This window comes from Sporomusa intestinalis, assembly GCF_055383785.1.
Genome location: NZ_AP042390.1, coordinates 3,102,763 through 3,115,000, shown reverse-complemented (window position 1 = coordinate 3,115,000; position 12,238 = coordinate 3,102,763). Strand labels below are relative to the sequence as shown.

Genomic DNA, 12,238 nt, shown 5'->3' with positions numbered 1-12,238 from the left:
AGCGGCGAGCGAACGGGGAAGAGCCCAAACCAGTGGACTTCGGTCGACTGGGGTTGAGGACCGGCGGAAGTTTCGTCAGGCCTAGTTGAACTACCTGGAAAGGTAGGCCGCAGAAGGTAACAGCCCTGTAAGCGAAAGGCAGAGCGAAATGGCCGGAATCCAGAGTACCACGGGACACGAGGAACCCTGTGGGAAGCAGGGGGGACCACCCTCCAAGGCAAAATACTCGAGGCGACCGATAGCGCATAGTACCGTGAGGGAAAGGTGAAAAGCACCCCGGGAGGGGAGTGAAAAAGAACCTGAAACCGTATGCCTACAAGCAGTCGAAGGCCCGTAGGAGGCTGACGGCGTGCCTATTGAAGAATGAACCGGCGAGTTACAATATCCAGCAAGGTTAAGTGGAAGACACGGAGCCGAAGCGAAAGCGAGTCTAAAAAGGGCGAAAGTTGGATAGTGTAGACCCGAAACCGCAGTGATCTATCCATGGCCAGGTTGAAGCGCAGGTAAAAATGCGTGGAGGACCGAACCCGTGAGCGTTGAAAAGCTTTGGGATGAGTTGTGGATAGGGGTGAAATGCCAATCGAACGCGGAGATAGCTGGTTCTCCCCGAAATAGCTTTAGGGCTAGCCTCAGGAAGTAAGTACAGGCGGTAGAGCACTGATAGGGCTAGGGGCCTAATGGGTTACTGAACCTTGTCAAACTACGAATGCCTGTAGTGGAATCCTGGGAGTCAGACTACGAGTGATAAGACCCGTGGTCAAGAGGGAAACAGCCCAGACCATCAGCTAAGGTCCCCAATGCCGTACTAAGTGGCAAAGGATGTGGAGATACAAAAACAACCAGGATGTTGGCTTAGAAGCAGCCACCATTAAAAGAGTGCGTAATAGCTCACTGGTCGAGTGTCGCTGCGCCGAAGATGTCCGGGGCTAAAGTACGGAACCGAAGCTATGGCAAGTCTACGGACTTGGGTAGGGGAGCGTTCTATACCCAGAGAAGGTATACCGTAAGGAGTGCTGGAGAGTATAGAAGTGAGAATGCCGGTATGAGTAGCGAAAAGACAAGTGAGAATCTTGTCCACCGAAAGCCTAAGGATTTCTGAGGAAGGATCGTCCGCTCAGAGTCAGTCGGGCCCTAAGCCGAGGCAAAAAGCGTAGGCGATGGACAACTGGTAAATATTCCAGTACCACCTAGAATCGTTTGAGCGAGGGAGTGACACAGGAGGGCAGGCAAGCGCGAGGATGGAAAATCGCGTCTAAGCTTGTAGGGTGTATCACAGGCAAATCCGTGATGCGTAAAGCCTGAGGAGTGACGGGCAGCTGTTAGAGATAATGGCGAAATTGCTGATCCCAGACTGTCAAGAAAAGCTTCTAGTGAGAGACTAGGTGCCCGTACCGTAAACCGACACAGGTAGGCGGGGAGAGAATCCTAAGGTGCGCGGGAGAACCCTCGTTAAGGAACTCGGCAAAATGTCCCCGTAACTTCGGGAAAAGGGGAGCTTGTAAACCGTGTAGACCAGAAGCGGTCGAAGCGGGAATGAGTTGCAAAAAAGAGGCCCAAGCGACTGTTTACCACAAACACAGGTGCCTGCTAAAGCGAAAGCTGACGTATAGGTGCTGACACCTGCCCGGTGCCGGAAGGTTAAGAGGAGAGCTTAGCGGAAACGCGAAGGTTTGAATTGAAGCCCCGGTAAACGGCGGCCGTAACTATAACGGTCCTAAGGTAGCGAAATTCCTTGTCGGGTAAGTTCCGACCCGCACGAAAGGTGTAACGACTTGGGCACTGTCTCAACGAGGGACCCGGTGAAATTGAAATACCTGTGAAGATGCAGGTTACCCGCGACTGGACAGAAAGACCCCATGGAGCTTTACTGCAACCTGACATTGAGTTTTGGTAAATGATGTACAGGATAGGTGGGAGACTGGGAAGATAGGACGCAAGTCTTGTTGGAGTCAATGTTGGGATACCACCCTTTATTTACTGGAGTTCTAACTCAAGGAGTAACGAAACTGAGGACAGTGTCAGGCGGGCAGTTTGACTGGGGCGGTCGCCTCCGAAAGAGTAACGGAGGCGCCCAAAGGTTCCCTCAGCGCGGATGGAAATCGCGCGAAGAGTGTAAAGGCAGAAGGGAGCTTGACTGCGAGACAGACAAGTCGAGCAGGGACGAAAGTCGGGCTTAGTGATCCGGTGGTACCGAGTGGAAGGGCCATCGCTCAACGGATAAAAGCTACCCTGGGGATAACAGGCTAATCTCTCCCAAGAGTCCATATCGACGGGGAGGTTTGGCACCTCGATGTCGGCTCATCACATCCTGGGGCTGAAGTAGGTCCCAAGGGTTGGGCTGTTCGCCCATTAAAGTGGTACGTGAGCTGGGTTCAGAACGTCGTGAGACAGTTCGGTCCCTATCCATCGCGGGCGTAAGAGACTTGAAGGGAACTGCTCCTAGTACGAGAGGACCGGAGTGGACGGACCGCTGGTGTACCAGTTATCCCGCCAGGGGTAGAGCTAGGTAGCTACGTCCGGAAAGGATAAACGCTGAAAGCATCTAAGCGTGAAACCAGCCTTAAGATGAGGTCTGTCATTCGCAAGAAGTAAGGCCCCTTGGAGAAGACAAGGTTGATAGGCCAGGAGTGGAAGTGGAGTGATCCATGGAGCGGACTGGTACTAATAGGCCGAGGACTTGACTTTTAAGCAGAGAGCCAAAACAGCGAGAGCGATAGCGAGCAAGCTGTTTTGTGCGAATCGCTTAGTTAGAGCGGAGCGATAACATCCATAATGTATGTTGTAACTCCGAGCTGGCAACCAGTAAATGACTATTGCGCAAATCTTTCTTCTGTGAAGTTTTCAGGGAACGAGAGTAATAAGGAAGTTCCGCGCTCCGCTTGGAACTAAGCGATTCACGCAGGTTCTAGCGTCGCGATGCTCCTAATAACCTGGTTCTCTGCTTATGGTTCTCTGCTTAAAAAAGGGACTGCCTCAATTACCATTGAGATAGCCCCTTTTATCTATTGTTATTCAATTATTTCTGAGAAATAAATTACAGTTACAATATCATCGGAATGAATGGATTTTTGATAAATTTTTTCAAAGAAATTCAACAGTTCCTCTTTTGATTTTATTTCAGGGTTTTGATGATCTAAATCGTGTGTGGTGAGGTCAGAAAACTTCTTTATTAATACCCGGTCAATCATAGCCGGATATAACTTTCTTTTGGTTTTGAATTTTTCACCTACAGTTATCCAAACTATAGAGTTTTCCGGCAAGATATTTCTCATGTCGCCTGGACGAATAGTACAGTTTTTTTGCCGGCTAATTAATAATTTTTCATGATCTGGTGACTGAAAGTTAAGCGCAAACATAGAGTCGCCTCCTTGATAGCTAATCGTTACTTTATACTAATATTATATTCCTTCGTCAAGTGTTTATCAAAGAAAAAATAATTGTCATTCTACTAGTAAAATGCTCATCGTGACATTGCGGCTGCTTTTGATTTTATTTAGATAACATAATGTAAAAATAAATGAAATATTTTTTGAAAATAATAGTTGACTTAGTATGAAGCGAATGATATTATATTGAAGCTGTCATTTTTTTTGCAAAGGGAATAAAATATTATGTTGACAAGATCAGATAAACATGCTATTATATATAAGCTGTCAAATTTACGACAGGGCAAGACAGTGAATTATAAGCATATTAAAACATCTAATATTCCTCGATAGCTCAGTTGGTAGAGCAATCGGCTGTTAACCGATCGGTCGTAGGTTCGAGTCCTACTCGAGGAGCCATTAAGCACTTATATAATTAGACAGCGACCTACTAGCTCAGTCGGTAGAGCACCTGACTTTTAATCAGGGTGTCCCGCGTTCGAGTCGCGGGTGGGTCACCATAAGCAGCAAATCAAGTTCTCACGAGCCGATAGGCGAAATGAGAACTTGAGTGAGTCGCTTACTTCCGAGCGGTAGTAAGGAAGAGTATTCCTTGTTAGAATTGTTCATGGCCCGTTGGTCAAGCGGTTAAGACACCGCCCTTTCACGGCGGTATCAAGGGTTCGATTCCCTTACGGGTCACCAACTTCGACACTCGATGTTCGACACTAGACATTCGCTGGAAAGCGAACAGCGAAGATCTAGAGTCGAAAATCGAATAAGCGGCCCTGTGGTGTAGCGGTCTAACATGCCGCCCTGTCACGGCGGAGATCGACGGTTCAAATCCGTTCAGGGTCGCCAGTTACAATTCCAGCCTTTTTTAAAAACGGGAAATTGCGGTACGGCTTTATTGCGGTATTGAGGAAAGTCCAGACTGCCACAACCTGAGATGGTTGTAATGTTCGTGCTCATCGCAAGATGAGGCAGGGCTAAGCTCTGACGACGGCAAAATCGACTCATGTAGCCGAAAGTAGCCATAAAGTGCACAGAGAATGAGTAGACTGGCGACAGTCTAGTGAAAAGTGGTAAACTCCACGAGGCAGAAACCCAAATTTTGGTAGGGGAACTTCCTGTAGGGAATTGAACCGAAGGGAAGAACGCAGCAACTGCGTTAGATAAATAATTTCCTAAAACAGAAACTGGCTTACGGTTTTTAATGAAGGCTGTAATATATAAAGATGACTCCGTAGCTCAGCTGGATAGAGCGTTTGACTACGAATCAAAAGGTCGCAGGTTCGAATCCTGCCGGGGTCGCCACCTTTTCTTATAGGTGAGACAACATAGTTCGCTGTTATGCCTCGGTAGCTCAGTCGGTAGAGCAGAGGACTGAAAATCCTCGTGTCGACAGTTCGATTCTGTCCTGAGGCACCATAGTTATGCTGGCGCAGTTCAATGCAAACAAATAAAGAAGGCCCTGGAGCACGGATGTATATACCGCGTTCCGGGGCCTTTCTATTTGTTTGCTGCAGCTGGCGATAACTTGGCGGCTTTTATCTATATGCAGGGTAACCGAGTTTTTCCGCTGTTATTGCGGGCAGACTGAGGAGCCTGCCCGCAAGCTGCGCACGCCAACTTTGCGGAGAGTGTTTTCTTATACCTGTGCTGTCACAATTGCGCAAGTTGGGACATATCATATACCGTGTGATCATAAATTATGTCAGGAAGGAAAATATTATGAGCGGATTATTACAGATACAACGGGTAACACCTGGTTCACTTGAACTAAACACAAATGTAATATTTGATGCCACTATCCATTTAACGGGAAATATCAGCTACGATAATGTGTCAGGTACTATTACCCTGCAGGAACCAGGGATATATGAGTTTGTTTGGTGGGTAGCCACACAGGCTTCCACCTCTAACATTGGCGCCAGCTTTATGCTGGTTTCATCGCAGGGGGATGCCATAATTGGTAATTCTCCAATTATAACAGGCGAAGTGGTGGGAAACGGCATTATCGAGGTTACCACTGCACCGGTAACGGTTGCATTAAGAAATAGCAACAATGCAGCAATTGCTTACTCCAGCTTTGTGCCGGTCAAGGCGTCATTGACTGTGATCAGCCAAGCTAACACAGCGGCAACCGGAAATATTATTCCCTATACATCAGGCGTTCTTATGGGGATCAACACGAATGATGACGGCTCGCCCGATTTAGTAGGGCTGGTTTCCTTTGGCGGCTACAGCGCCGGGCGGATCACAGACGGGCAAATTGACGCCTTGTATGATAATATGTCCTTCGTTTTTCCGCGGGATGGGGTAATTCAGGCAATTTCGGCAGTGCTCAGCACCAGAATGGATGCAAATTTTGCAGATGCTACAGCAGCCGTAACTCTTCAGCTATATAGCGCAGCTGCTTCAGATGCTTTCTTCTCGCCTGTCCCGGGCACGGCTTTTACTTTGGCTCCGACGTTCACAGGCAATGTCCCGGAGGGAAGCAATACTTTCGTGGATAGCCCGGAGCTGGCGATACCTGTGACCAGAGGGACACGCTTGATGCTGGTGTATTCCTTAGCGGTTGTCGACGGTCCTCCCAGTCAAATCATGTTGTCAGGATACGCTTCTGCCGGCATAAGCATTCTGTAGTTTAGTTCGATTATCAAGCGGAATAGAGGCTGTACAAAGTGGCTGGAGGCTGTCCGGCTTATTTTCTTGCGGCCACGGTCCGGGGCCGGTCAATCGAAATGATGGGCTTCCATGAAATGTATGTATTAATTTAGATAAAAAGTATTGCAAAATAAAATTAAATACGATATAATATTCTTCGTGACGTTAACCAAGTTAGTAATTTGCTGTTTACAAGCCGCCTTCATTACGGAGGGATTCCCGAGTGGCTAAAGGGAGCAGACTGTAAATCTGCCGTCTTTGACTTCGGTGGTTCGAATCCACCTCCCTCCACCATTTATCACATCGCGGGGTGGAGCAGTTGGTAGCTCGTCGGGCTCATAACCCGAAGGTCACAGGTTCAAGTCCTGTCCCCGCAACCAAGTAATTTACGTGCTTTATAAATTCAAGCCTTGAATCCAAACCTGAATTTATAAAGCACAGCTTTATAAAGAAACGAACTCGGTTAACCCCACCCCACCATCTGCGACAAGCCAACTATCTGCCACTCAGCCGCAAACGGCTTAGTAGTGTCCAGATGCGAGGCGCACCGGAGAAGCGTGCCGCGCGGCGCACTGGGAAGTGCGTAAGCAAACGCTTTGAGGAGCAACGAAGCAGATGGGCGCTAATAAGTCGTTTGCGCTATTTGCTGGTGTAGCTCAGTCGGTAGAGCGTATCCTTGGTAAGGATAAGGTCACCGGTTCAATCCCGGTCACTAGCTCCATCTTAATATGGCGGCGTAGCTCAGTTGGCTAGAGCATTCGGTTCATACCCGAAGTGTCCGGGGTTCAAATCCCTGTGCCGCCACCAACTTTATTATGCGGGTGTAGCTCAATGGTAGAGCACTAGCCTTCCAAGCTAGCTACGAGGGTTCGATTCCCTTCACCCGCTCCATTAAAGCAGAGAACCCAAGAAGGCGAGCCGTGAGGCGAAGACTGATTGGTGTGAATCGCTTAGTTCTGAGCGCAAGCGATAAGCAGAGAACCCAAGAAGACGAGCCGTGAGGCGAAGACTGATTGATGTGAATCGCTTAGTTCTGAGCGCAAGCGAAGAACATCATTGCGAGCTCTATTCCAGGTCGGTACATTTGGCAGATGCAGGAAATACTAGACGCACCATATGCGGTGGCTGTAGTATTCCCTTTACCTTGTTTGGTTTTGAGGGAATGGCACTAATAGATAAAGTAAGGCTAGTGAGATTATAATCTCATTAGCCTTACTTTATTTGCTAAATCTGCCCTTACAGAGGAACCCCCTGTACAGCAGGTGAACTGCTGGGCAGAGGGTTCTGATGCCGATGTTCTCTCTATTGCTAAGCGCGGCTGCGGTCCCGGAATAGGAGTGACATAGAGTAAATACCGGCCAAGCCGACAAGGCTGTATACAATGCGGCTTAACAAAGATTGCTGTCCACCAAAGATTGCTGCTACCAGGTCAAAACTGAATAAACCGACCAGCAGCCAGTTCAATGCACCGACAATGACAAGGATCAAAGCTATTCTATCCATATGACTCCTCCTTTTAAAGATTGATTATGGCCTATACCTATTATGACCGGTTTATTTAATATTACATCCTCGCAAATACTGGCGATTTTGTCTTTTTTTTACGCTATACTAAACACTTGGTATATGATATAATTTTATCCTGAAATAGTATTGAGAAATAAAATGTTAAATATATAAGAGAAAGGGCGCATTAGGAAATGACGAGAAAAGATCTTAACTGGGTTATTGGTGGTCTGACACTGATGCTCACCCTTGCCAGCTTGTTTGGCGGACAGTGGTTATGGAATAAATATGCGGTAGTAAATCCGATTGGCAACGCGGTTAAAAATATTGCGGGAATCGATGCTGTTAACGTAATCCGTCTCAATGAACAGGTTGGCAGTGAAAACATTAAAATATATGTAAAACTGTCCCAGGTAGCAAATTTACAAAAGCTGTATGATGAGCTGGAAGAGGCTTTACAGCAGGTACACAAACCCCAGCGCTATGAAATTGTCATTGAGGATAGCCGGACGCCGGAGCTGGAACAATTTTATCATTCTATTCACTATTCGGTGCAAGAAGCTATTTTCACCGGCAATTTTGCGGCCATGGCCGGGAGCATTGAAGCTAAGGCCGGCAGCGCCGGCATTGAATCACAGACGTATGTAGACACGAAAAATGTTTATTTACAAATGGCCACCGGGACCAATGAAATGTATGTGGTCATTGCCCGTGACAGTAATAGACCGGGGGTGAAATAAATGCATTATTTTATAATTGGCGGCATAGCTGCTGCTAGCCTGATATTTCTGGCAATACAAGGAATTGATCTGCTGCCGGTATTTTTTTTCGCGGGCTTGGCGGCTGCGTTGTGGTATGTCAATAACAGGCGTACCGGCAATAAATCTTTTATCAGTGCTGCCAAAAGGACGGCTGAGGAGCAACTGGTAAGCTTTGAGGATATTGGCGGACAGGATATGGCCAAAGGGGAACTTTGCGAAGCTCTCGAATTTGTCAAAGACGCTGAGCGTATTAAGACATTGGGAATTCGTCCGCTTAAAGGCATTTTACTTAACGGTCCGCCCGGCACAGGCAAAACCCTGCTTGCTAAAGCAGCAGCCCGGTTTACGGGATCAGCGTTTTTGGCAGTCAGTGGTTCTGAATTTGTTGAAATGTATGTTGGGGTTGGTGCCCAGCGGGTGCGCCAGCTGTTTAAGCAGGCCCGTGATATAGCAAAACGCAATGATAAGACCAATGCGGTTATTTTTATTGACGAAATTGAAGTATTAGGCGGCAAACGCGGCCAAAATGCCGGACACATGGAATATGACCAGACTTTAAATGAGCTGTTGGTACAAATGGACGGCATGTCGGAGAATGATGCTATTCGTGTTTTAGTGATTGCGGCAACAAATCGCATTGATATTCTTGACCCGGCGTTACTGCGTCCGGGGCGTTTCGACCGTCAGGTCAAGGTTGACTTGCCTGATAAAAAAGGCCGGCTAAAGATTCTGCAATTGCATACCCGCAATAAACCGCTGGCTGACGATGTTTCCCTCACCGATGTGGCTAACGACACCTTTGGCTTTTCCGGTGCTCATCTGGAAAGTGTGACTAATGAAGCGGCGATTCTGGCTTTTCGGGAAAGCTCCGGGATTATTACTGCTCAACATTTGCGCAGTGCTGTAGAAAAGGTAATTATGGGCGAGAAGCTGGAACGAATACCACAAGCAGAGGAAAAAAAGCGGATAGCGATTCATGAGGCTGGCCATGCTCTGCTGAGTGAGTGTACTTTGCCCGGCTCAGTAGCCAGTGTCAATGTGGTTGCCCGCGGTAATGCCCTGGGCTATGTCAGGCAGACCCAGCAGGATGACATTTATTTATATACTGCTGATTATATTAAAAGTAAAATAGCAGTGGCCATAGCCGGTGCGCTGGCGGAAGAGATTTTTCTAGGCACGCGCAGCACAGGGGCGGCAAATGACTTTAAGCAGGCAGCCGCGTTGGTGAAACAAATAATATTTGGCGGTATGTCTGAGCTTGGGATTGTATCACCTGATGATGTGCCGAAAGAATTATTGCATGCTACTATCACTGCTATTTTTAAACAGGTTGAACTAGATGTGAGAGCTGTACTGACTGAGCATCAGACACCGTTTATCCGGCTGGTCGATGCCTTGCTGGCTAAAGAAGTCATCTCCGGGGCTGAGGTCAGGGCTTTTATCCATGGCGATGATCAAGCCGCATAAACTGCGTCCGCTGGCCGGACGCTTTTTTTGTATACTCCTGCCCATTGGGGAGAATAATCTTTGATATGATAAACACAACAATTTTATTAGGTGGCGGCGCATCTGCCGCCGAGGGCGCACCGGTGCAAAACCTGCTGTTTAAACAGTATTTTAAAGCCCTCCGTGAAACGAAAAATTACAGCGATTGCAAGCGCGTAGGCGAACTTTGTGCCTATTTTAAGCAACTGTTTTTTATTGATGTGCTTCATGATGATTTGGATACCATTGAGTTTCCAACCTTTGAAGAGGCGATTGGTCTTTTGGATTTAGCTGTGCGGAAACGGCAGTCTTTCAAAGATTTTGATCTTGAAAATATAGCCAAAAACAGCAATCGTATTGGTTTTATCAGGCAATATCTGGTGTTGTTAATGGCTGAGGTGCTGGCAGATAAGACAGCCGCCGTCAAAGGGCTGCATCGTGTTTTAGTGGACCGGTTGAATAAACTTGGCTGTCTGGCTGATACAGTATTTCTGTCTACTAATTATGATGTATTAATTGATCAGACACTGATCGACCGAAATGAGATTACTGTTGATTATGGTATAGATTTTGCTAATTATCGCCGCCCGGCCTGCTCCGTACAGCAAAACAAACCAATTGTTAACCTCTATAAAGTACATGGCTCGCTTAATTGGTCTTATTGCCCCACCTGTAATACAGTAGAGTTGATCAACTGCCGGCAGGGGCTTCGGCGATTGCACACAGAGCCTTTACAGGCGCTGTGTGCAATCTGCCAGTCCATAAAAATACCGGTTATTGTACCACCGACATTTTTTAAGGATATGTCCAATAATTTCATAAATATTGTCTGGCATAAAACGGAAGCCTGCTTGCGCAATACGGGTCATATTGTTTTCTGCGGTTATTCCTTCCCTGATGCTGATATGCATATAAAATACCTGTTAAAACGGATTCAGACCAATCGCACTGATCGCCTGCGCATCACGGTAATCAATAATTATCCCGGAAAAAAGCAGGATAAAATCGATGAAGAACAGAAGCGGTACATCCGTTTTTTGGGGACCGATATCCGTTACACGGATAACACCTTTGCCGATTTCTGCAGGCATCCGGAAAACTTTCTGTAAACAAATAAGCACCGTTTTTTCCTCAGGGAAAAAGAAAACACGGCTGCGCCGAGCCTTAGCGAAAGGGGAAGCCGCTGTTGCCCTTATCCAGGGAAAGTTAACCTTGCTATCAGGATAAAAAAATTCGCCGCTGGCCATGCGCAATATTGTAGGCGCAGGCTGCGGCGGATTTTTATTTATTTTTTGTTAAAAGCCAGCAGAAAAACGTTATTGCCATGTTTGGCAGCAAACTCTTTCTCAAATTTTTCGATGGTATTAAGCTCTGCGGTGGATAAAGCGGCAAAATTTACATTGTTGGCAGCAGACATGATAAGACCCCTTTCTATAATGGTTTGTCATTACTTTTTCCCATTATAGAAATTATATGCTTGTTCTTGTTATTGACGGCCGCTGCAGTTTAAGACATTGCGAATTTTATGCTTCACCATACCGGTAATGGCTTCCCGGGCCGGTTTGAGATACTGACGCGGATCAAAATCGGCTGGATTCTTGGCCAGGTGTTCTCTGATCGACGCCGTCATAGCCAAACGCAGGTCGGTATCAATGTTGATTTTACATACACCCAGTTTGCCGGCTCTGAGCAGCATATCCTCAGGCACGCCTTGGGCGCCTTTTATCTGACCGCCATAGTTATTGCATTTTTCCACAAACTCAGGCAGTACGGTAGAAGCGCCGTGCAGCACCAGGGGAAAATCAGGGAGCAGCCTGGAGATCGTTGCTAAGCGGTCGAAATCAAGCTTGCACTCACCTTTGAATTTATAGGCCCCATGGCTGGTGCCGATGGCGATGGCCAATGAATCCACACCCGTTCTTTCCACAAATTCAACAGCCTGATCCGGATCAGTATATGTAGCATCTTTAGCGCTGACATTAACCGCGTCTTCGATCCCTGCCAGGCGGCCAAGCTCAGCCTCGACAACAACGCCGCGGTTATGGGCATATTCTACCACCTTTTTGGTCAGGGCAATATTTTCTTCAAATGGCAGTTTGGAACCGTCGATCATGACCGAGGTAAAGCCGCCGTCGATACAGGATTTGCAGATTTCAAAATCTTCACCGTGGTCAAGATGTAAGCATATCGGCAGGCCTGAATCTTCTATCGCTGCCTCAACCAGCTTCATTAAGTAAATATGCTTGGCATATTTGCGGGCGCCGGCAGACACCTGCAGGATAAGCGGAGCCCGCTCTTCTCTGGCCGCATCAACAATACCCTGGATGATTTCCATATTATTAACGTTAAAGGCTCCAACAGCGTACTGCCCTTCATACGCTTTTTTAAACATATCTTTCGAAGTGACTAATGACAAATGAAATCCCTCCTATTTTTCCCCCTGGGGAATCA

8 protein-coding genes, 11 tRNA genes, 1 rRNA gene and 1 other RNA gene (1 of these 21 cut by a window edge) are annotated in these 12,238 nt (G+C 47.2%); 17 read left to right on the top strand and 4 right to left on the bottom strand.

Annotation, left to right across the window (positions count from 1 at the left end; genetic code table 11):
- A 23S ribosomal RNA gene (locus tag ACZ481_RS14815) occupies window positions 1-2,685 on the top strand (it extends 233 nt beyond the left edge of the window).
- A 323-nt stretch (window positions 2,686-3,008) separates the two neighbouring features.
- Here the strand turns inward: ACZ481_RS14815 and ACZ481_RS14810 are convergent.
- Window positions 3,009-3,356, bottom strand: a complete 348-nt coding sequence (locus ACZ481_RS14810; protein WP_464766123.1) for an ASCH domain-containing protein — start codon at window positions 3,354-3,356, stop codon at window positions 3,009-3,011.
- 353 nt (window positions 3,357-3,709) lie between these two features.
- On the opposite strand from ACZ481_RS14810, the gene ACZ481_RS14805 reads away from it, so the two are divergent.
- The 13 genes from ACZ481_RS14805 (at window position 3,710) to ACZ481_RS14745 (ending at window position 6,926) form a co-directional block, all read left to right on the top strand.
- Window positions 3,710-3,785: transfer RNA gene (locus tag ACZ481_RS14805), tRNA-Asn, on the top strand.
- 25 nt (window positions 3,786-3,810) lie between these two features.
- Window positions 3,811-3,886: transfer RNA gene (locus ACZ481_RS14800), tRNA-Lys, on the top strand.
- Window positions 3,887-3,995: 109 nt separating this feature from the next.
- Window positions 3,996-4,070 (top strand) — tRNA-Glu (locus ACZ481_RS14795).
- 79 nt (window positions 4,071-4,149) lie between these two features.
- Window positions 4,150-4,226: transfer RNA gene (locus tag ACZ481_RS14790), tRNA-Asp, on the top strand.
- A gap of 21 nt (window positions 4,227-4,247) precedes the next feature.
- An RNA gene (gene rnpB / locus ACZ481_RS14785) (RNase P RNA component class B) lies at window positions 4,248-4,577 on the top strand.
- Between the two features lie 28 nt (window positions 4,578-4,605).
- Window positions 4,606-4,682, top strand: a tRNA-Arg gene (locus tag ACZ481_RS14780).
- Window positions 4,683-4,720: 38 nt separating this feature from the next.
- A tRNA-Phe gene (locus tag ACZ481_RS14775) sits at window positions 4,721-4,796 on the top strand.
- 303 nt (window positions 4,797-5,099) lie between these two features.
- Window positions 5,100-6,014, top strand: a complete 915-nt coding sequence (locus ACZ481_RS14770) for a hypothetical protein (protein WP_464766122.1) — start codon at window positions 5,100-5,102, stop codon at window positions 6,012-6,014.
- A gap of 230 nt (window positions 6,015-6,244) precedes the next feature.
- Window positions 6,245-6,329, top strand: a tRNA-Tyr gene (locus tag ACZ481_RS14765).
- Between the two features lie 10 nt (window positions 6,330-6,339).
- A tRNA-Met gene (locus tag ACZ481_RS14760) sits at window positions 6,340-6,415 on the top strand.
- Window positions 6,416-6,680: 265 nt separating this feature from the next.
- Window positions 6,681-6,756: transfer RNA gene (locus tag ACZ481_RS14755), tRNA-Thr, on the top strand.
- 9 nt (window positions 6,757-6,765) lie between these two features.
- Window positions 6,766-6,842, top strand: a tRNA-Met gene (locus ACZ481_RS14750).
- Window positions 6,843-6,852: 10 nt separating this feature from the next.
- Window positions 6,853-6,926, top strand: a tRNA-Gly gene (locus ACZ481_RS14745).
- A gap of 417 nt (window positions 6,927-7,343) precedes the next feature.
- Here the strand turns inward: ACZ481_RS14745 and ACZ481_RS14740 are convergent.
- Complete coding sequence (locus ACZ481_RS14740) at window positions 7,344-7,538, bottom strand: DUF378 domain-containing protein (RefSeq protein WP_464766121.1); 195 nt, start codon at window positions 7,536-7,538, stop codon at window positions 7,344-7,346.
- Between the two features lie 197 nt (window positions 7,539-7,735).
- On the opposite strand from ACZ481_RS14740, the gene ACZ481_RS14735 reads away from it, so the two are divergent.
- From ACZ481_RS14735 to ACZ481_RS14725, 3 genes are all read left to right on the top strand, one after another.
- Window positions 7,736-8,281, top strand: coding sequence for a hypothetical protein (locus ACZ481_RS14735; protein ID WP_464766120.1), 546 nt, complete (start codon window positions 7,736-7,738; stop codon window positions 8,279-8,281).
- Window positions 8,282-9,769, top strand: coding sequence for an AAA family ATPase (locus ACZ481_RS14730; RefSeq protein ID WP_464766119.1), 1,488 nt, complete (start codon window positions 8,282-8,284; stop codon window positions 9,767-9,769).
- A 65-nt stretch (window positions 9,770-9,834) separates the two neighbouring features.
- Complete coding sequence (locus ACZ481_RS14725) at window positions 9,835-10,896, top strand: SIR2 family protein (protein WP_464766118.1); 1,062 nt, start codon at window positions 9,835-9,837, stop codon at window positions 10,894-10,896.
- 176 nt (window positions 10,897-11,072) lie between these two features.
- Here ACZ481_RS14725 and ACZ481_RS14720 read toward each other — a convergent pair whose 3' ends face one another.
- Window positions 11,073-11,204, bottom strand: a complete 132-nt coding sequence (locus ACZ481_RS14720) for a hypothetical protein (protein ID WP_464766117.1) — start codon at window positions 11,202-11,204, stop codon at window positions 11,073-11,075.
- Window positions 11,205-11,273: 69 nt separating this feature from the next.
- Window positions 11,274-12,203 (bottom strand): class II fructose-1,6-bisphosphate aldolase, encoded by a 930-nt coding sequence (gene fba / locus ACZ481_RS14715; protein WP_464766116.1) that lies wholly within the window; start codon window positions 12,201-12,203, stop codon window positions 11,274-11,276.
- Window positions 12,204-12,238: the final 35 nt, after the last annotated feature.